Annotated in this window: 16 protein-coding genes and 1 pseudogene; 8 read left to right on the forward strand and 9 right to left on the reverse strand. The window is 70.1% G+C overall.

The features are described from left to right. Positions 1 to 30: 30 nt before the first annotated feature. Genes FG385_RS07405 through FG385_RS07420 form a run of 4 tightly spaced genes read right to left on the reverse strand, consistent with a single transcriptional unit; the run spans position 31 to position 2,911 of the window. Positions 31 to 663, reverse strand: coding sequence for an alpha/beta fold hydrolase (locus FG385_RS07405; RefSeq protein WP_139095855.1), 633 nt, complete (start codon positions 661 to 663; stop codon positions 31 to 33). Further along, on the reverse strand, positions 663 to 986 hold the full coding sequence (locus tag FG385_RS07410) for a biotin/lipoyl-containing protein (RefSeq protein WP_139095856.1): 324 nt from the start codon (positions 984 to 986) through the stop codon (positions 663 to 665). Before FG385_RS07410 ends, FG385_RS07405 begins: the two co-directional genes overlap by 1 nt. Beyond that, positions 979 to 1,968, reverse strand: coding sequence for an alpha-ketoacid dehydrogenase subunit beta (locus FG385_RS07415; RefSeq protein WP_139095857.1), 990 nt, complete (start codon positions 1,966 to 1,968; stop codon positions 979 to 981). The genes FG385_RS07410 and FG385_RS07415 overlap by 8 nt, the downstream gene beginning before the upstream one ends. After that, a complete protein-coding gene (locus FG385_RS07420; protein ID WP_235022429.1) occupies positions 1,961 to 2,911 on the reverse strand; it encodes a thiamine pyrophosphate-dependent enzyme in 951 nt (316 codons plus the stop codon). The genes FG385_RS07415 and FG385_RS07420 overlap by 8 nt, the downstream gene beginning before the upstream one ends. Before the next feature lie 191 nt (positions 2,912 to 3,102). On the opposite strand from FG385_RS07420, the gene valS reads away from it, so the two are divergent. Both valS and FG385_RS07430 read left to right on the forward strand, forming a co-directional pair. After that, entirely contained in the window at positions 3,103 to 5,646 is a 2,544-nt protein-coding gene (gene valS / locus FG385_RS07425) for a valine--tRNA ligase (protein ID WP_139095858.1), read from the forward strand. A 4-nt stretch (positions 5,647 to 5,650) separates the two neighbouring features. Continuing rightward, a pseudogene (locus FG385_RS07430) lies at positions 5,651 to 6,531 on the forward strand (NADP-dependent oxidoreductase). 121 nt (positions 6,532 to 6,652) lie between these two features. Here the strand turns inward: FG385_RS07430 and FG385_RS07435 are convergent. Continuing rightward, a complete protein-coding gene (locus FG385_RS07435) occupies positions 6,653 to 7,144 on the reverse strand; it encodes a helix-turn-helix transcriptional regulator (protein ID WP_160148740.1) in 492 nt (163 codons plus the stop codon). Positions 7,145 to 7,582: 438 nt separating this feature from the next. Here FG385_RS07435 and FG385_RS07440 point away from each other — a divergent pair, with 438 nt between their 5' ends. Continuing rightward, positions 7,583 to 10,597: an ATP-binding protein gene (locus FG385_RS07440; RefSeq protein ID WP_139095860.1), complete on the forward strand. Its 3,015-nt coding sequence runs from the start codon at positions 7,583 to 7,585 to the stop codon at positions 10,595 to 10,597. Here the strand turns inward: FG385_RS07440 and FG385_RS07445 are convergent. Together FG385_RS07445 and FG385_RS07450 are read right to left on the reverse strand one after the other, a co-directional pair. Continuing rightward, positions 10,575 to 11,354, reverse strand: a complete 780-nt coding sequence (locus FG385_RS07445) for an ABC transporter permease (protein WP_139095861.1) — start codon at positions 11,352 to 11,354, stop codon at positions 10,575 to 10,577. The two genes, FG385_RS07440 and FG385_RS07445, sit on opposite strands and share 23 nt — an antisense overlap. Continuing rightward, positions 11,351 to 12,298, reverse strand: coding sequence for an ATP-binding cassette domain-containing protein (locus FG385_RS07450; RefSeq protein ID WP_139095862.1), 948 nt, complete (start codon positions 12,296 to 12,298; stop codon positions 11,351 to 11,353). Before FG385_RS07450 ends, FG385_RS07445 begins: the two co-directional genes overlap by 4 nt. Here FG385_RS07450 and FG385_RS33800 point away from each other — a divergent pair. Then, positions 12,297 to 12,518: a hypothetical protein gene (locus tag FG385_RS33800; RefSeq protein ID WP_160148741.1), complete on the forward strand. Its 222-nt coding sequence runs from the start codon at positions 12,297 to 12,299 to the stop codon at positions 12,516 to 12,518. The genes FG385_RS07450 and FG385_RS33800 overlap by 2 nt on opposite strands. Continuing rightward, positions 12,515 to 13,183 carry a LysR substrate-binding domain-containing protein gene (locus FG385_RS07455; RefSeq protein WP_235022430.1) on the forward strand — a complete coding sequence of 223 codons (669 nt, stop codon included), beginning with the start codon at positions 12,515 to 12,517 and terminating at the stop codon, positions 13,181 to 13,183. Before FG385_RS33800 ends, FG385_RS07455 begins: the two co-directional genes overlap by 4 nt. A gap of 28 nt (positions 13,184 to 13,211) precedes the next feature. Here the strand turns inward: FG385_RS07455 and FG385_RS07460 are convergent, their stop codons facing one another. Together FG385_RS07460 and FG385_RS07465 are read right to left on the reverse strand one after the other, a co-directional pair. Further along, complete coding sequence (locus tag FG385_RS07460; protein WP_235022431.1) at positions 13,212 to 14,432, reverse strand: glycosyltransferase family 87 protein; 1,221 nt, start codon at positions 14,430 to 14,432, stop codon at positions 13,212 to 13,214. 193 nt (positions 14,433 to 14,625) lie between these two features. After that, complete coding sequence (locus FG385_RS07465) at positions 14,626 to 16,065, reverse strand: aldehyde dehydrogenase family protein (protein WP_139095864.1); 1,440 nt, start codon at positions 16,063 to 16,065, stop codon at positions 14,626 to 14,628. Positions 16,066 to 16,294: 229 nt separating this feature from the next. On the opposite strand from FG385_RS07465, the gene FG385_RS07470 reads away from it, so the two are divergent. The 3 genes from FG385_RS07470 (at position 16,295) to FG385_RS07480 (ending at position 19,810) form a co-directional block, all read left to right on the forward strand. Continuing rightward, positions 16,295 to 17,398, forward strand: coding sequence for a cobalamin-independent methionine synthase II family protein (locus FG385_RS07470; RefSeq protein WP_139095865.1), 1,104 nt, complete (start codon positions 16,295 to 16,297; stop codon positions 17,396 to 17,398). Positions 17,399 to 17,531: 133 nt separating this feature from the next. Next, positions 17,532 to 18,128 carry an MEDS domain-containing protein gene (locus FG385_RS07475; RefSeq protein ID WP_200834335.1) on the forward strand — a complete coding sequence of 199 codons (597 nt, stop codon included), beginning with the start codon at positions 17,532 to 17,534 and terminating at the stop codon, positions 18,126 to 18,128. Further along, positions 18,128 to 19,810, forward strand: a complete 1,683-nt coding sequence (locus tag FG385_RS07480) for a PucR family transcriptional regulator (protein WP_139095867.1) — start codon at positions 18,128 to 18,130, stop codon at positions 19,808 to 19,810. The genes FG385_RS07475 and FG385_RS07480 overlap by 1 nt, the downstream gene beginning before the upstream one ends. Positions 19,811 to 19,907: the final 97 nt, after the last annotated feature.

Genomic DNA, 19,907 nt, shown 5'->3' on the forward strand with positions numbered 1-19,907 from the left:
CGGTCACGACAATGACCGGCTACGCGATTGTCAGTCATCGTCGCTCCTGAAGAACTCCAGTGCGGCCTGTTTGAAGGCCCGGCTCGTGATCGCGTTGAAGTGGTTGCGCCTGCCCAGTGACACGAACGGCTCCGGCGCGCCGGCCGCGAACTCGTCGTCGTCCCCGGCGGCGAACAGCACGGGAATCCCTGCCGTGCCGTCGATCCGGCTGCCCGCCATCCCGTCGATGCACGCGGTCAGATCCTCCCCGCCCAGCATCTGTTGCACGCGCAGCATGTCTTCGCGGGTGGCCGGGCGCGGCCCGATGCCGCCGAGGACCATCTTGCGGACACGCTCCGGCGCCACCCGCGCCAGCTCCCACGCGACGATGCCGCCCATGGAGTATGCGACCACATCCACAGTGGACAGACCAGCCGCGTCGAGCACGGCGACCAGATCACGGGCGAGGGTTGCGGGTGTGTATCCGGAAGGCGGCTTGTCGCTCTGCCCGTGCCCGCGCAGGTCCGCGGTCAGGTAACCCTGCTCGGCGAGCGCGCGCAGCCAGCCGGTGTCCGTCCAATTGCGACGGCTGTCGGAGGCGAACCCGTGTACCAGCAACACGGGCCGGGCCCCAGGTGCCTGGTCGTACCAGATCTTCGTGCCATCCGGCGCGGTCGCGAACATCAGTCCTCCGGGAGCGACAGGCGCACGCGGCGGCTCGGCTTCTTCTCCTGCGGCACCGTGCCGACGATCCCGGCCTGGTCGTCCTCGACGGTGAACGTGACGAGCGGCTCTCCGACCGACAGTTCCTCGCCGTCGCGCACGTGCAGCAGCGCGACGCGGCCCGACTGCGGAGAGGGAAGCTCTACCGCGGACTTCGTGGTCTCGACCTCGACCAGCGGAGTGTTGCGCTCGACCCAGTCGCCTTCGGCGACGAGCCACTCCAGCACGGTGGCGTTGATCAGGCCTTCGCCGAGATCGGGCAGGGGAAAGGTCACTTCAGCCACGGCGGTACTCCAAAGTGGCCTGCACGGCGGTCAGGACGCGGTCGATGCTCGGCAGGTACTCGTCCTCGAGCGCGCCCGACGGGTAGGGCACGTCGAACCCGGTCACCCGTTGCACCGGTGCTCGCAGTTCGCCGAAACAGCGGTCGGTGACCAAAGTGGACACTTCGGCGCCCAGCCCGGCGGTCAGCGGCGCTTCGTGCACGACCACCGCGCGACGGGTGCGGGAAACGGAAGCGGCCAGCCCGTCGGCGTCGATCGGTTTGAGCCAGCGCAGGTCCACGACCTCCAGTTCGACCCCGTCCTCGGCGGCCAGTTCGGCGACCTGCAGGCAGCGCGTGACCATCGCGCCCCACGCGATCAGTGTCGCGTGCTTGCCCGGGCGGGCGATCCGGCTCGTGCCCACCGGCAACGGCTCGACGGGTGCGCCCGGATCGAAGGATTCCCGGTGCCAGTACCGGGACTTCGGCTCCAGGAAGATCACCGGGTCCGGATCGGCGATCGACTGGCGCAGCAGGTGGTAGCCCTCGCCCGGGGTGGACGGCGACACGACCTTGAGCCCCGGCACGTGCGCGAACAGCGCTTCGAGGCTTTCACTGTGGTGCTCCGGAGCGCGAATGCCGCCGAAGCTGGGCACGCGCAGCGTGATCGGCATCGCGAACGAGCCGCGGCTGCGGTAGTGCAGGCGCGCGACCTGGTTCACGATCTGGTCGATCGCGGGATAGCTGAACCCGTCGAACTGGACTTCCGGCACCGGACGCCAGCCCGCCATCGCGAGCCCGACCGCCATGCCCATGATCCCGGATTCGGCGAGCGGCGTGTCGAACACGCGCCGATCGCCGAACTTGGCCTGCAGCCCGTCGGTCACCCGGAACACGCCGCCGAGCCCGCCGACGTCCTCGCCGAAGATCAGCACCCGGTCGTCGTCCTCGCAGGCATGCTGGAGCGCGAGATTCAGGGCCTGCTGCAAGGAGAACTCAGACATGGGACCCCCGTTGCTGATCGAGCAGAGCCTTCGTCGGCTCGCGGTAGACGAACGAGAACAGTTCGCCGGCAGGGCGCTCGCCGGTCGCGATCAGCCCCTCGCGGACCTGGCGGACGACCTGCGCGGCATGCGCCTCGGCCTCGGCGACGACCTCGGCGGGCAGGTTCGCCGCCGCGCGCGCGACCGGATCCCGCTCGGCCCATTCGCGCTCCTCCTCGAGGGTGCGGTAGCGGCCGGGATCGTCCGAAGTGGAGTGTGGGCCCATCCGGTAGGTCATCGCCTCGATCACCGTCGGCCCGCCGCCGTCGCGGCCGCGACACAGGGCTTCACTGGTCGCTTCGAACACCGCGAGCACGTCATTGCCGTCGACCCGGACGCCCTCGATCCCGTACCCGGCGGCCCGCGCGGCGACCGACCCGCCGGCGACCTGCCGTTCGGCGGGCACCGAGATCGCCCAGCCGTTGTTCTGGCAGAAGAAGATCACCGGCAGGCGGTAGACGGCCGCGAAGTTCAGCGCCTCGTGCACGTCGCCCTGCGAACTCGCGCCGTCGCCGAAGTAGGTGATCGCGACGCCGCCGGTCCCGTCCAGCCGCGCGCCCATCGCCCAGCCGACCGCGTGCGGCACGGCCCCGCCGACGACGGCGTTCACCGGCGCGAGCCTGCTGGCCTGCGGGTCGTACATCCCGCCGTGCCAGGTGCCAAGATGCGTCGAGAGGTAGCCGACGAGGTCGACGCCCATCGCGACGGCGGCGCCAAGGTCGCGGTAGTTGGGGAAGGCGAAATCACGGGTCAGGTCCAGTGCGGCGGCGCTGCCGACTTGCGCGGCCTCCTGGCCCTTCATCGGCGCGTAGCCGGGAAGCTCGCCTTGCCGCTGCATGGCGATCGCCTCTTCGTCGATCCGGCGCGCCACCAGCATCAGGCGGTGAAGCTCGGGCAAGTCCATGCAGAAAGACTGCTCAGACCGGGGCGAGACTGGCAAGAGTGCTCGATTTTCCTGGTCAATCTGCCCAACCTGGCCAGTAACTGGGCAGGATCGCTGGACAAGGTGCCTACCGAAAAATGAGCTGAACCCTCCCGGCTAAGCTGTATCCATCCCCAATCAAGCAGTTCGTACTGGATGAGGTGGCAGAACGCGTGTCCGAGACCACGCCGAACGTGCCCGACCGCCCCGCGCTGGACGGTCTGGATGTCAAGTGGGCGGACCAGTGGGAGCAGACCGGCGTCTACCGGTTCCGCGCTCCTGGTGAGCGAGCCGCGGTGTTCTCGATCGACACACCGCCGCCGACCGCGAGTGGTTCCCTGCACGTAGGCCACGTCTTCTCCTACACGCACACCGACATCGTCGCCCGCTTCCAGCGGATGCGCGGCAAGCGCGTCTTCTACCCGATGGGCTGGGACGACAACGGCCTGCCCACCGAGCGTCGCGTCCAGAACTATTACGGCGTCCGCTGCGAGCCTTCGCTGCCCTACGACCCGGAGTTCGTCGCGCCCGAACCGATGGTCAAGAAGGGCGAGCGGCCGGTCCAGGACGTCTCGCGGCGCAACTTCATCGAGCTGTGCGAGCTGCTGACCACCGAGGACGAGAAGGCCTTCGAGGAGACCTGGCGGCGGCTCGGGCTGTCGGTGGACTGGTCGCGCACGTACACCACGATCGGCGAGCATGCGCGGCGCGTGTCGCAGCTGGCGTTCCTGCGGCTGCTCGCGCACGGTGAGGCGTACCAAGCCGAGGCGCCGACCCTGTGGGACGTCGGGTTCCGCACCGCGGTCGCGCAGGCCGAACTGGAGGACCGTGAGCACGCCGGCGCCTGGCACCGGATCAGCTTCCACAAGCCCAGCGGCGAGCCGGTGTACATCGAGACCACGCGGCCGGAGCTGCTGCCGGCGTGTGTCGCGCTGATCGCGCATCCCGGCGACGAGCGCTACCAGGAGTTGTTCGGTAAGACGGTCACCTCGCCGGTGTTCGGCGTCGAGGTTCCGGTGATCGCGCACCCGGCCGCGGAGATGGAACGCGGCGCGGGGATTGCGATGTGCTGCACCTTCGGCGACCTGACCGACGTGCAGTGGTGGCGTGAGCTCAAGCTGCCCACCCGCACGATCATCGGCCGCGACGGCCGCATCATCGCCGAACCGCCCGCCGGGCTGGACGGTGAGGCGGGCCGCAAGGCGTATGCCGAGCTGGCCGGGGCGACGGTGTTCACCGCGCGCGAGCGGGTCGTCGGTATGCTGCGCGAGTCCGGTGACCTCGACGGCGAGCCGAAGAAGACGGTCCGCCCGGTCAAGTTCTTCGAGAAGGGCGACAAGCCGCTGGAGATCGTGTCCAGCCGGCAGTGGTTCATCAAATCGATCGAGCACCAGGAAGTCATGCTCGAGCGCGGGGCCGAGCTGAAGTGGCACCCGGCGTACATGAAGGCCCGCTACGACGACTGGGTCCGCGGTCTGAACGGGGACTGGCTGGTCAGCCGCCAGCGGTTCTTCGGGGTGCCGTTCCCGGTCTGGTACCCGCTGGATTCGGCCGGTGAGCCCGACTATTCCGCGCCGATCGTGCCGGGCGAGGACACGCTGCCGATCGACCCGTCCTCGGACGCGCCGCCCGGGTACAGCGCCGAGCAGCGCAACCAGCCGGGCGGTTTCACCGGCGACCCGGATGTCATGGACACCTGGGCGACCTCCTCGCTCACGCCGCAGATCGCGTGCGGCTGGGAGGAGGACCCGGAGCTGTTCGCGCAGACGTTCCCGATGGACGTGCGCCCGCAGGCGCACGACATCATCCGCACCTGGCTGTTCGCCACGGTGCTGCGCGCGCAGCTGGAGAACGGCTCGCTGCCCTGGTACCACACGACGATCTCGGGCTGGATCCTCGATCCGGATCGCAAGAAGATGAGCAAGTCCAAGGGGAACGTCGTGACCCCGCTGGGGCTGCTCGAACAGTTCAGCCCGGACGCGGTCCGGTACTGGGCGGCGAACGGGCGCCCTGGTACGGACACGGCGTTCGACCAGGGCCAGATGAAGATCGGCCGCCGGCTCGCCACGAAGCTGCTGAACGCGAGCAAGTTCGCGCTGGGCTTCCCGGAGCCGTCTTCGGACGCGCGGATCACGGAGCCGCTCGACCAGGCGATGTTGTCCACTTTGGACGAAGTGATCCGGGTGGCGACCGAGGCGCTCGAGGCCTTCGAGTACACGACGGCGCTGGAGCGCATCGAACGGTTCTTCTGGTTCTTCTGCGACGACTACCTGGAGCTGATCAAGCAGCGCGCGTACGACGAAGAGGGCGGCGCGCCGACCCAGTCGGCCCGGCTCGCGCTGCGGAAGGCGTTGTCGTCGTTGCAGCGGTTGTTCGCGCCGTTCGTGCCGTACTGCACGGAAGAGGCCTGGTCGTGGTGGCACGACACGTCGGTGCATGCGGCCGAGTGGCCGGTTCCGGCCGGCGCGGTCGACGGTTCGTCCGACGTGATCACGCTGGCCAGCGTCGCGATCAGCGCGATCCGTAAGGCGAAGAGCGATGCGAAGCGCTCGATGCGGTCGCCGGTCGAGACGGTGCGCATCGCCGGTCCCGCGGGCCAGGTCGAGACGCTCACATCCATCGGCGGCGATCTGCGCGCGGCTGGGAACGTCGAGGCCCTCGAATTCACGCCGGCCGGTGAGGAATTGCGGATCGACGTCCAGCTCGCCGAGGTCTGAGCCCGTGCGGGCGGTCCAGTTCGCCGAGTACGGCGGGCCCGAGGTGCTGCGGATCGTCGAGGTCCCGGTGCCGGAGCCCGGTCCCGGGCAGGTGCGCGTGGCCGTGCGGGCCGCGGGGGTCAATCCCGTCGACTGGAAGATCCGCGCCGGGCTGTTCGCCGGTGGCAAGCCGCTGGCCGGGCCGCGTACGCCCGGACAGGAGCTGGCCGGGGTCGTCGACGCGATCGGTCCTGGCGCCGCGTTTTCGGTGGGGGACGAGGTGTTCGGCTGGGCCTTGGGCGGTGCGTATGCCGAGTACGCCCTCGCCTCGGTGGTGGCGCGCAAGCCGGGCGCGCTGTCCTGGCGGGACGCAGCGTCGCTGCCCGTCGCGGGCGAGGCGGCGCTGCGCGGGCTGCGGCAGCTCGGGGTGCGGCCGGGTGAGGTGCTGCTGATCCACGGTGCCAGCGGCGCCGTCGGATCGCTCGCCACGCAGCTCGCGGTCGCACGGGGGCGCGCGTCATCGGGACGGCGGGATCGCCGGAGTACGTGGAATCCCTTGGGGCGACGGCGGTGCGCTACGGTCCGGGGCTCGTCGAGCGGGTCCGCGCGCTGACCGATCGGGTGGACGCGGTGTTCGACGCGGCCGGGCAGGGTGCGCTGCCGGACTCGATCGAGCTGCGCGGCGGGACGGATCGGGTGCTGACCATCGCGGATCCGGCGGCCGCTTCGCTCGGGGTGCGGTTCTCCGGCGGTACGGCCGAGGACACGACCGCTGAGGTGCTCCAGGACCTCGCCGCGAGCGCACTGACCATCCAGCATGCGGCGACGTTCCAGCTCTCCGAGGCGGCGGAAGCCCAGCAGCTGAGCCAAACCGGCCACGCCCGCGGCAAGATCACCCTCACCTGACCCCCCACTCCCCGCCCCCTCACCCCCCCGCGCGCCGGGCTCTCCCCACCCGCGAGTCCGGCTCTCGGTGCGGGTGAGTCCGGCTTTCGCGGACGGTGAGTTCGGTTTTCGCGGCCGGGGCTCAGCGGAGGAGGCCGTGGCGGAGCGCCAGAGCAACGGCGTTGGCGCGTGTGCGGGCACCGAGCTTCCGTTTGGCCGAGGTCAACGCCGAGCGGGCGCCGGCCGTCGTGAGGTCCAGTTTCCGTGCGGTGTCTTCGAGGTTCAGCCCCGCGGCGGCGCAGGAAAGCACCTCGATCTCGACGGTGCTCAGGAGGGGCCGCGGAGCGACGACGTCACTGATCCCCGCGGCGAGGGCGAGCAGCCGCGCCGACGACGTGGCCGCGCAGCTGATCACCCCACGTATCCCGGGAGGAAGCGTCGCCGATGGCTCGTCTCGCGGGCACACCACCAGGAAGGCGGCGCCGGCGACGGCGGTGCAGGGCGTGTCGAGCAGGACGATGTCCGCGTCGTTCGGCGAGCCGGTCCAGCGCAAGGAGGCGGATTGCGCGAGGTCGCGGGCGAACCGTTCGTGATGGGCGCGGTCACCGAGGTAACTCACTCCGAGTGCCGTCATCGCGCGGACTCTAACGGCCACGCCGCACCTGTTGATCTTGCGAGAGCCGTCCGGGTGACCCTCGAACGGGTCTGATGTGGACGGTGGCCCACCCAAAAGCCCAACTCGCATACGGTGAAAGCCGAACTCGCCCGCGCCCGGGCCGAACTCGCGGGCAGCGGGGAGCCCGACTCGCCCAGGGTGGGCCCACCGCGCCCGCCCTGAGTTCCGACTCGCGTCCGGCCGCGGGAGCCCGACTCGCGTGCAGCGAGCGCCGGACTCACCCGCAGTGGGAGCCGGACTCGCGTGCGGTGAGAGCCCGGACTCGCGTGCGGTGAGAGCCGGACTCACGGGCAGGGAAAGCCGGACTCGCGGGCGGCAGGGGCCGGACGCGCGGGCGGCGGGGGGGCGGGCTCGTGGGTGTGGAGGGGGCGGGCGGCGCGCGGCTACGCTGCATCGGTGAGCCCCGAGCTGGTCCTGCTGCCGCGCGTCGCGTTTCGCGGGCGGGAGATCACCGGTCCGCGCCTGTGTAACCTCCTCGCGCTGCTGGCCGCCGACCTCCGCACGGGCTGCAGCACCGCCCGCCTCATCGACCGGCTCTGGCCCGACGACAAACCCGAGAATCCGGCCAAGGCGCTGCAGATCCTCATCTCCCGCGCCCGCACCCAACTGGGCTCCGACACCGTCGCCCGCACCCCGGCCGGGTACCGGCTCACCCTGACCGAGGACCAGGTCGACGCCGCCGCCGTCGTGCGCCTCGCCGCCGCGGCCACCCAGCACGCCGATCCGTCCGCCGCCCTCCGCGAGGCCGAAGCGGGCCTCGCGCTCTGGGAGGGCGAGGCGGAGACCGGGCCCGACCCACTCGCCGAGTTGCGTGCCGATCGCGCGTCGGCGCGCCAAGCCCTGCACCGGGCCCGAGCGCTCGCGCTGGCCCGGCTCGGACGGCACGCCGAGGCCGTCGACGTGCTGTCGGGAGCCTTTCACGACCGGCCTCGCGACGAGGAAGTCCTGCTCGAGCTGCTGCGGAGTGAAGCCGCGAGCGCGGGGTCGTCCGCGGCGCTGACCAGGTACGAGACCTACCGTCGCGCCCTCCGCGACGAGCTGGGGATCGACCCGGGCGCGGAGCTGCAAGCCCTCTACCAGCGGCTGCTTCAACCCGCGGTCCGGCACGGGGTCCAGCACGAGCCCAACGACTTCCTCGGCCGTGAAGGCGATCTCGCCGCCGTCCTCGGCCTGTTGCGCACGGCGCGGGTCACTTCGGTCGTCGGCCCGGGCGGGCTCGGCAAGACGCGGCTCGCGCATGCCGTCGCCCGCGAGGCGGATCAGCGCGTCGTCCATTTCGTCCCGCTGGCCGGCGTTTCGCGCGACGAGGACGTCGTCGGCGAGATCGCGTCCGTACTTGGCGTTGGCGAAACCCGGCAGGTCGTGGCCATGATCGCGCAGGCGCTCGGGCCGGCCCTGCTCGTGCTCGACAACTGCGAGCACGTCGTCACGGGGGTGGCGGAATTCGTGCGGGCGCTCGTGTCCATGACGCGCGACCTGCGCGTGCTCACCACCAGCCGCGCCCCGCTCGGGTTGTCGTCGGAGTCGGCGTACCTGCTGCCCGAGCTGGACCTCGCGACCTCGGTCGAGCTGTTTGCCCAGCGCGCCCGGGCCGCGCGCCCCGGCGTGGACCTTCCGGCGGAAGCGGTCGAGGACCTTTGCCGCCACCTCGACGGCCTGCCGCTTGCGGTCGAACTCGCCGCCGCCCGGGTCCGGACGATGTCCGTCGCCGAGGTCGCCCGGCGCCTCACCGACCGGTTCGCCCTGCTGCGTGGGGCCGCACGCGACGCCCCTGCCCGGCACCGGACGCTGGAGGCCGTCGTCGAATGGAGCTGGCAGCTTCTCGACCTAAGTGGACAGACGGCGATGACCACGCTGTCGGTGTTCCCCGGCGGGTTCACCGAGGCCGGCGCGCACCGTCTCGGCGCGAGCGTGGACGAGCTGGTGGACCAGTCGCTGCTCAAGGTCTCCGACACCCCGTCCGGCACGCGGTTCCGCATGCTCGAAACCGTTCGCGAGTTCGCTGCGGCCAAACGCACCGACGACCGGGTCATCGAGGATTTCCTGGACTGGGCAAGGGAATTCGGGCTCGCCTGTTATGAGGCACCGTTCGGCCCGGATCCCGCACCGGCCACCGGGCTGATCCGCGTCGAACAGGACAACCTGTTGCAGGCGTTGCGGTATGCCGTCGAGCGCGAAGACGGCGACACCGTCGCCGCGGTCGCCGCCGTGCTCGCGGTGCTGTGGACGTTCGAGACCAACTACGGGCGGATGGCGCCGCTCATCGACGACGTCGGCCGGCTGCTGTCGCACTACCACCCGAAACCCGAGTTCGTCGAGGTCACCCGCGCGGCCGCGGCCCTGTGCACCGCCTACGCGTTCACCGTCCGCGGCCCACGCGCGATGCGCACGCTACTGGTCCTGCACAAGCTCCCGCCCGCGCCGCCGGACACGCTGATCCGGGCCGTCGCCGCCGGACTCGTCCAGATCGACCGCCTGAACGAACTGCGTGACAGCCCGGAGCCGCTGCTGGCCGGGTACGCGAACGCGGTCGTCAGTTATCTCTGGGAAAACGTGGGCGACATGAGTGGTGCGCGCGCCGCGGCGGAGCGGATGCTCGAAGTGTTCGCCTCGGGCGAGTACCCCTGGATGCGGATCCTGGCCCTGTTCCGGCTCGCCGAGATCCACATGCATCTCGGCGAGGGCGCGGAAGCGTTGCCGTACATCCGCGAGGCGTGGGTGCTGCAGGAGGAGCTGGGCGTGTGGCTGGACGAGATCGGCTTCCGGTGGTCGATGGTGCTCGCCAGCCTGCAGGCCGGGGCGGTCGACGAGGCGGAGCGCTGGTTCAACACCACGCCGTCCAGGCGTGCCGACGAACGGTTCGCCTACGGCTCGTTCGACGTCGCCGTGAGCGCCGAACTGGCGCTGGCTCGTGGCGAGATCGACGAAGGTCTCGCGTCGTGGCGGCGTGCGGTGGAACTCGTTGGCGAGATGGCCGTGCCGGGTGCGCGCACCGAGTCCGAGCTCGAACCGTGGTCGCTCGAGCTCAAGTCCGTCGCAGTGGTCGCCCACGCGCGGCACGGCCGGCTCGATCTCGTCGAGGACCTCGTCGCCGGACTTCCGCGGGCGTTGTCGCGCCTGCTCGCCGAGTTCATCCCGGACGAGTCGTCGTATCTGGCGGGCCTTCCGTTGTATGGCGCGCTGTTGCTGGCGCTCGGCAGAGCGGATCTCGCCCGCGGCCACCAGCGTTCGGGACTCCGGCTCGTCGCGCTGGCTGAGAGATTCCGGTACCTGCGCCAGTTCCAGCCGACGATGTCACTGCCCCCGGAAACCGGGCAGCCGGCGTACGCCGAGGTGGCCTCGTCGTACGCCGGCCTTGACACGGCTGAGCTTCAGGCCGCCGCGCTGGCTACCTTGAGGGATCGCGGTTGAACAGCCTTTTCGCCCACACGTAGCCGAACAATGCGATGCCTGCGCACCACGCGACGGCGATGATCGCGTTGGCGCCGATCGGCGTGCCCATCAGCAGCCCACGGATCGTTTCGATGAACGGCGTGAACGGCTGGTATTCGGCGAACGCGCGCAGACCGGCCGGCATCGAGTCGGTCGGCACGAACCCGCTGCCCAGGAACGGCAGGATGGTCAGCGGCATCGGCAGGTTGCTCGCGCTCTCGACGTTCTTGGCGGCCAGGCCGAGCGCGACCGACAGCCAGATGAACGCGAACGTGATCATGGCGAGCACCCCGAGCGTCGCGAGCCATTCGAGCGGGGTCGCGGACGGCCGAAACCCGACGAGCAGCGCGACCCCGACGACGATGATCATGCTGATCAGGGTCTGGATCAGGCTGCCGACCACGTGCCCGGTGAGCACCGAGACACGGGCGATGGCCATGGTGCGGAACCGGGCGATGATCCCTTCGGTCATGTCCATCGCGACGTTGATCGCGGTGCCGGTCGCGGCGGCGGCGATCGCCATCAGGATGATCCCCGGCGTCACGTAGTCGACATACGCGCCGCGGCCGCCGGACCCGCCGAGCCCGTTGCCGAGCGTGCCGCCGAAGACGTACACGAACAGCAACAGGAACAGCACGGGCATACCGGCGAGCTGCACGCTCATACTGGGGTAGCGGATCATGTGCTTGAGGTTCCGGCGGAGCATCGTCGCCGAATCGGCCAGTGCGTGGGTCATGATGCCGCCACCTTCGAAGTTCCGGTGAGGGCGAGGAAGACGTCGTCGAGGTCGGGGGTGTGCACGGACAGTTCGTCGACGTCGATGGACGCGGCGTCGAAGCGGTCGAGCAGCGCGCGCAACGACTTGACCCCGCCGTCGCCGGGGATCTGCAGCGTGAGCGCCTCGTCGTCACGCTGCCCGCCGAGCTCGCGGGCGGCCCTGCCGAGTTCGTGGACATCGGTGAAACGAAGGCTGATGTGGCCGCCGGGGACGAGCCGCTTGAGCTCCGCCGGGCTGCCTTCGGCGACGATCGTTCCCTTGTCCAGCACGGCGATCCGGTCGGCGAGCTGATCGGCCTCGTCGAGGTACTGGGTGGTGAGGAAGATCGTCACGCCGCCGGTCACCAGCTCGCGGATGATCTGCCATACGGTGCGGCGGCTGCGCGGGTCGAGTCCGGTGGTCGGCTCGTCGAGGAAGATGATGCGCGGCTCGCCGATGAGGCTCATCGCGAGGTCGAGCCGCCGCCGCATGCCGCCGGAATAGGTGTTCGCGGTCTTGCGCGCGGCGTCGACGAGATCGAACCGCCCCAGCAGTTCGGCGGCGCGCTGGCGGCCCGTCCGGCGGCCAAGATGGTGCAGATCGGCCATGAGCAGCAGGTTCTCCTCGCCGGTGAGCAGGCCGTCGACCGCGGAAAACTGCCCGGTGACGCCGATCGCCGCGCGGACGCCGTCGGGCTCGGTCCGCGGATCGTGCCCGGCCACGCGGATCCGACCCCCGTCGAAACCGATCAGCGTGGACAGGATCTGTACCGTCGTCGTCTTGCCGGCCCCGTTCGGCCCGAGCAGTGAGAAGATCGTCCCCTGGGAAACCCGCAGATCGATGCCGTCGAGCACCACCTGATCCCCGAACGCCTTCCTGAGCCCGGACGCCTCGATGGCCGGTCCGTTCGCTGTGGATGACATGCCTTCAGCATCTGGGGCGCCGCCTTCGCCACGGTTTCATGACGGTTTCACGGCCGGGCCCTTCGTGGTGCCCGCCGCGGCGGCAACCGCCGTGACCGCGGGCTCGACGTACACGCCGATCGTCCCGGTTCGCGCGATGGACAGCCGCGCCTTCGGCAAGATCCAGGCCAGAAGCGGGATCGGGATCGATTTCACCGCGGCCGGGTGCCCGCCGACGTGACCGCGGTCGTCCTGAACGTGACCGGTTTGGACTCCACCGCGGCGACCTACTTGACCGTCGCGCCGGCGAGCTACCCGCCGTCGGTGTCCACTGTGAACTTCGCGGCGGGCGAGATCCGCGCCAACTCGGCGGTCGTCCCGCTCGAGGGAGGCGTGACGCGGGTGCGGGGGCTGCACATGTCCACAGCCGAGCAGTTCGCCGCGCTGTCGAACGGCGAACTGGACGTGGGGCTGGTCCGCGAGCACCCGATCGGCCACGACCTCGACGCGGTGCTGGTGGCCGAGGAACCGCTCGGTGTCCTGCTGGCGACCGAACTCGCGGCGAAGCTCGGCGGGCCGGACGGGCTCCGGCTCGCCGAACTCGCGGGTCTGGACTGGGTCGGGTTCCCGAGGTCGGGCAGCCCCGTGTGGTACGACGAGATCGTCGCGATCTTCCGCAGCCACGGGCTCGACATCGGCCCGGCCGCACCGGCGGGGCAATCCCTGATCGCGGACGTCAAGCTCGCGACCGTGACCGCGGGCGGTGCCTTCGCGCTGGCACCGCCCGGCTGGTCACAGCCGATGCCCGATTCCGCCACCTGGTCGCCGCTGGCCGGGAACCCATTGTCCGGCGCACCTGGGCCGTCTGGCCCGCGACCTCGCACCGGCGCGACCTCGGCCATTTGATCGCGAGCCTCGACACGCGCTGACGTCGTCAAGCGGCGAGTTCGAAATCGAGCTCGCCGGTCGATCCGGTGCGTGGCCGGCGCGGCGGCCGCTTGGCCAGCTGGCGATAGCTCGTGACGGCCAGGAGCGCCAGCGCGGCGAGCTGGTAAGTGCTGCCCGCGATCTTTTCCGGAATCGTCCAGACCGCCGGGTTCTGCGGCATCCAGTAATGCGGGGCCAGCCAGATGATCGCGACCCCGATTCCGCCGGTGATCAGGAGCCGGAGATCGTGGCGCCGGTAACCGCTCGCCAGCACGACGGCCGCGGTCGGGAGTGCGAGTACCCATTGGTGCGACCAGGAGATCGGCGAGATCAGCTGCACTGCGGCGGCGTTGACGCCGAGCGCGAGTGGCAACTCGCCGTCGGTGAGCGCCCGCCTGGTGCCGAGCCAGGCCATCACCACGACGGCGATCACCGTGAGCGCGCCGGTCAGCGTCAGTGCCGTGCCGTGCAGGCCGAGCTTGTGCAGGCTCGCGAACACCGATTCGTTGGCCAGCGGGCCGCCGATGTTCATGCTGGTCGCGTGGAAAACCCGGTTCGTCCAGTAGAAGACCGAATCGCTGGGTGCGAGCGCGAAGGTGATCGCGGTCAGCGCCAGGAAACCGAGGGCGCTCGTGGCCACGGCCCGGTAGTCCTTGCGGAGCAGGAAGAAGAGCACGAACCCGGCCGGGGTCAGCTTGACCGCGGCCGCGATGCCGATGAGCAGGCCGCGCGGCCAACGTGGGTTCGGCGACAGACAGTCCAGGGCGACCAGCAGCATCAGCAGCACGTTGATCTGGCCCCAGTAGATCGTGTTCGCCACGGGATGCCCGACGAGCAGGGCGATCGCGGCGGCCAGCACCACCCACGGCTTGGCGAGCAACCCGCGCAGGTCGGGTGAGCTGTCGCGGTAGGCCAGCACGAGCGGGATCAGCGCGAGGGACGTGGCGGCGGTCAGCAGCGGGAAGCCGATGGCCGGCGGAATCAACGCGAGCGGCACGAACAGGACCGCCGACGACGGCGGGTACGTGTAGGGCAGCGCGCCGCCGAAGGTCGAAACGGGCAGCTGGGTGTAGATCGACCTGCCGCGCAGGAAGGTCTGCGCCCCGAGCCGGTAGACATCCACATCGGACGGATGTTTCGGAAACCCGTGCGCGATGAACGCCAGCACCAACAGAAGCGCGGCCGGCGCCAGCACCTTCACACCGGCGCGCTTCACCAGCGAGCTCACTCTCTCCAACTCGGCCCCCGCCATGCTCTTCAAGGAACGTCGAGTTGGTTCTAGCGCACCACGTGTGTGGGCCCGGTAATCGGGTCAGGTGTCGCATAGGACATCCCGGCCGTCTGTGGTCCTTTTCGGACACAAGGGCACGATGCCGGTCATGCTACCGGGGCCACCACGAGTCGTGGTTCCCGCCACGAGCTCAGCGCCCGTAACGCGCCCAGTGAGCACCGAACAGGAGCTCTTCACTGATCGGGCGCGGTTCGATGGGCCGGGACACCCACGTGAGGTTCACGAAGTGGCGGGCGTTGACGTTCTCCGTGGTGATGTTGCCGCCCCACGTTCCGCAGCTCAGGCTGAGGGTGAACGGCAGCCCGTTGCGCGCGCTGCCCGCGCCCTCGTTGAGGTTCTGGTTCACGAGTACCCGCGCTGTCTTCGTGCTCGCCGCGAGTGCGCCGACGTTGGCGTCGGAGGACGTGTGGATACCGCAGGTGTGGCCGAGCCCCTGGTAGGCGGTGATGTCGTTGACGAGCTTGGCGGCGTTGTCGATCCCGCCCGAGTAGCGGTAGAGCGCCAGCACCACGGACAGCTTTTCGCCGGAGAACGGGTGATCCGGCCCGGTACCGGACTCCTCGACGATCAGGAACGTGTCCCGCTCGCCAACCGTGAAGCCGGCGAGCGCGGCGATCTCGGACGCCGGTTTGGCGACCACCTCGATGCTCGGGATCTCCCCGCCGTCGGGCCACATGGCCTCGCGCAGGGCGGCCTTCTGCTCGTCATCACAGCGGAACCCGCCGGCGTCGCACAGCCCGGCGAGCAGCCGGTCGTAGACCGACTCGTGCGCCACGATGGCATTGTCGGCCAGGCAACTGGTCGCGTAGTCGAAGGTCTTGGCGGTGGCGATCGACGTGACGGCGTCGGCGAGCCCCGCCTCGTCGAGGGTGTCGTCGACGACGTGCACCGAGTTGCCGACCCCCACGCCGTAGGCGGGGGTGCCGGAACTGTAGGCGGCGCGCACCATGCCGGCGCCACCGGTGGCCACGACCAGGTCCGCCTGCCGCATCAGCTCCTGGGTCTTCGGTAGCGATGGTTCGGGCATGGACTGGACCAGGTCGGCCGGGGCGCCGACCTGGGCGCAGGCCTGCCGCATGTACTCGACCACGGCCTCGGTGCTCCGCCGTGTCCTCGGATGCGGCGCGACCACGATCGCATTGCGGCCTTTGAGTGCGAACAGTGTCTTCACGGGAGGCGTCGCGTCCGGCCCCGTAGTGGGAATGAGTGCCGCGACCACACCTACCGGCTTGGCGATCTTCTGCAATCCCCGTTCGGGATCCGACTCGACGACGCCGACGGTGGCGACGCCGGTCATGTCGCCGAGCACGCCGACGACCCGCTTGTTGATCTTGACGACCTTGTCCGCGTAATTGCCGAATCCGCCCTCGTCGACGGCCATCCGGGCGAGGGTCTCCGCGTGGTCGGGCCGCGCGACGCTCCACGCGACCGCGGTCACGAGGGCGTCGACCTGTTCCTGCGTGTAGTGCTGGATCGCGCCCATCGCGGCGCGGGCACGGTCGACGATGGCGCCGACCTCGGATCGAACATCGGTGTCCGCCGCCGGCGGTCGGGTCGCTGAGGTGGTCATGCCGACCATGCTGGACATCGCGGCCGGCCGTGCCACCGCTCTGGACGGACGAGCCGACGGCGGACATTCGTCCTGTCAGGACACCGAGGTATGCGGCCGGCGCCAGGGCCGTTTTCGCCCCCCGAGAGGCATTCGGGCGAGCAGAACCGTCCTTCGGTGCGGAGGCCTTCGCCGCCTCACCGGCCATACCGTCGGCTGGCATTGCAGGCGTGACCTCGAAGGAGCGGACATGCGAGTAGGGAATCAGGACGTACTGCTGCCCACGACGATGGTGGGCAACTATCCGAACCCACGCTGGTACGACGGGCAGGCGTTCGCGACGGTGCCCAAGGGGGAGTTCATCTTCGACGCGGTGAGCCGCGAGGCGTTCGAGGACGCCATCGGTGCGATCGTGCACGACCAGGAGTCGGCCGGGCTGGACGTGATCTGCGACGGCAAGGTCTACGGCGGTGATTCGCCGTATGGCACGATCCTCTACTACTACCTGGAGCGGATGAAGGGCTACCGCTTGTCCGGTCCGCCGATCGGCTTGCCGATCTACTCGACGCTGTACTCGCCGACGTGTGTGGGCGAGATCGAGCGCGAGCACCCGTTCCACCTCGCACAACTGCGGGCGGTCCGCAAGGCGACGGACAGGCCCGTCAAGGTCTCCTACACAGGGCTCGGTGTTATCGCCGCCGCGACGAACAACCTGTACTACAAGGACACCAAGGAAGTCGCCCTTGGCCTGGCGAAGGCGTTCAACGAGGACTTCAAGGAGCTCGGGGACAACGGCTGCGACATCATCCAGCTGGACGAGTTCGTGTGGCCGTACGGTATGGGCGACTGGGAGATCGAGGCGCTCAACGCGGCGGTGTCTGGAGTGGACTGCCAGTTCTGGGTGCACACCTGCTGGGGAAACTACTCCGGCACGCCCGCGTACTACCCCGACGAGACGAACACCGAATTCGGCGCCTTCGTCCTCGACAAGCGGGCCTCCGACGCGCCCGCGCCCGAACGGGCACAGGCGATCTTCCCGCACGTGCTGGACGCCGACATCCACGCGTTGAACTACGAAGTGGGACGCACCGGCCCCGACGACTTGAAGCCGCTGTTCGACAACAACTGGAACAAGCCGTTCGTCGCCGGCGTGATCGATGTCAAGTCGACGATCACGGAGACCGCGGACGAGGTCGCGGACCGGATCCGCCAGGTGCTCGAGTACGTGCCCGCCGAGCGGCTCGGGCTGTCCACCGACTGCGGGCTGATCAACCTGCCGCGCATGATCGCACAGCCGAAGCTGCGGGCCCTGGTCGACGGTGCCGCGATCGTCCGGGCGGAGCTGGAGAAGTAGAGGTACGCGGTCCGGCGGGTTCGTCCTGTCAGGGCGACGGGCCCGCCGGGTTTCGCCCCGCCAGAGGTAACCACGAAGCGTCTCCCGGCCGTACTATGCGTATCTCTGGCCTGACCACAAGGCGGTGGTGACGGTGAGCGGTGCGATCGAGACCGGACTGCGGGAGCTCGTCCTGTCCCCGGGGGACCACGCTTGCGTGTTCTACCGCGGCGCACTCGGGCGCGACGAGGTCCTCCACCCGTACCTGCGAGCCGGGCTCCACGCCGGCGACAAGTGCGTGTGCGTTGTCGACTCGCCGGGCGCCGCCGAGGGGGTGACGAACCTCGCCGAGGAGAGCGCCCGCGACCGGCAGCTCGACGTGCACCTGTCCGAGACGAGCTACCTCGCCGGTGGTGCGTTCACGCGCAAGCACATGCTGCAGTTCTGGTGCGAGCACCTGGACAAGGCGGCCCAGCTCGGCTTCACGTTCTGCCGGGTGGTCGGTGAGATGACCTGGGCGCTGCGCGACGTGCCCGGCGTCGAGGACCTGGTGCGGTACGAGGCCGAGCTCAACGAGGTGGCGGCCGGGTACCCGACCGCCATCCTGTGCCTGTACGACCTGGACCGGTTCAGCGGTGAGGTGGTCGCCGAAGTGGTCAAGACCCATCCGAAGGTGCTGATCGGCGGGATGCTCGTGGAGAACCCGTACTACGTCGCACCCGACGAGTTCCTCCGCCAGACCCAGGCCTGATGTCCGACCAAACCGAGCTGTCGCTGCGTAACCTGCTCGGCAACCTGCGCGCGCTGCTGGTCATCTCGGTGCTGATGACCGAGGCGGTGGACGAGAAGCGCATCCTGCAGCTGGCCGCCTCCGCCGCGCCCGCCTTCGGCCGCTGGCGGATCGAGGGCTACGCATTCAGCGACGGCTCGTGGCGCACCGGCGCCGAGGGCGTGGTGGCGCCGATGCCGGCGGGACTGGCCGAGCAGCTCGCGGACATGGAGGGGGCGACGGCCGAGGTCTGCCTGCCCGGCTGGGCCTGGGGCTGGGCCTGTCCGTTGCGCAGTGTCGCCGGTGTGTTCGGACGCTTGATCGCGGTGAGCGATGAGCAGCCGACGGCCGACGACCGGTTCTTGATCCAGGCCGTGGCGCAGCAGACCGGAGTCGCCGTGTCGAACGCGCGGCTGCACGCGAGCGCCCGGGCGAGCGCGGCGGAGCTGGTGGCCACGAACGCGCGTCTCGAAGGCACCGTCACGACCCTGCGCCGCAGCATGGCCATCCATGAGCGGCTCACCAGGGTCGCGGTGTCCGCCGAGGGTCAGGCCGGCATCGCCAAGGCGCTGCACGAGCTGACTGGCCTGCCCGTGGCGATCGAGGACCGGCACGGCAACCTACGTGCATGGGGCGGTCCGGACCAGCCGGACCCGTACCCGCGCGAGGCGTATGCGCGCCGGGAGGAGCTGCTGCGCAGGCTGATGCGGGCCGACCGGCCGGTGCGTGACGGCGCGAGGCTGACCGTGCTCGCCTCGCCGCGGCCGGACGTACTCGGGGTGCTTTCGCTCATCGACCCCGCCCGGCAGGCCGACAGCGCCGACCTGGTCGCGCTGGAGCACGCGGCGACCGTGCTGTCGGTCGAGCTGGCGCGGCTGCGCGGGATCGCGGAGGCCGAGCTGCGGCTGCGTCGTGACCTCGTGCACGACCTGCTCACCGGCACCGATGACGAAAGCGCCGACCTGCGCGCCGAGGCGCTGGGCTACGACTTGCGCCGGCCGCACCGGGTGGTCGTGGTGGAGGGGCGCGGCCGGACCCGGTCCGAGGACGGCCTGCTGCACGCGGTGCGGCGGGTTGTCCGGGACAAGCGGCTCGGCCCGCTGATGGACACCATGTCCGGCTCGATCGTCGTGGTGACCGGGTCCGACACCGGCTGGGAGGCCATGCGGCTGGCGGTCCTGGCCGAGCTGGGCGGTGGCCAGTGCACCGTCGGCGTGGGCGGGGTGTGCGAACGCCCTTCCGAGCTGCCGAGGTCGCTGCGAGAGGCCCAGATGGCGGTGCGGCTGCAGCGCTCCCTGCGCGTCGGCCACGGGGCGTGCGAATACGAGAAGCTGGGGGTGTTCCGGATGCTCGCCTCGGTTTCCGATCTCTCCGAAGTGGACGCCTTCGTCCGGGAGTGGCTGGGGTGCCTGATCGACTACGACGCCCGCCGGGGTGCGGATCTCGTGGCCACGCTGACGCAGTACCTGGAACACGGCGGGAACTACGACGCGACGGCCTCGCGGTTGTCGGTGCACCGCAGCACGTTGAAGTACCGGCTGCAGCGAATCCGCGAGCTCACCGGGCTGGAGATCAACGATCCGGACGTGCACTTCAACCTCCAACTCGCCACGCGTGCCTGGACCACGCTGCAGGCGTCGCGTGAGCGGCCCGGCCGGGCCTGATCCCGCGGGGTCAGCTTTCCGGCCGATTTCGTCCCGCGGTGACGTGCCCCCAGCCATCGCTGACCGCGAATCCTTGTGGCAGGTGCCAACGAGGAGG

The sequence above is a fragment of the Amycolatopsis alkalitolerans genome, from assembly GCF_006152065.1.
Classification (GTDB): domain Bacteria; phylum Actinomycetota; class Actinomycetes; order Mycobacteriales; family Pseudonocardiaceae; genus Amycolatopsis_E; species Amycolatopsis_E alkalitolerans.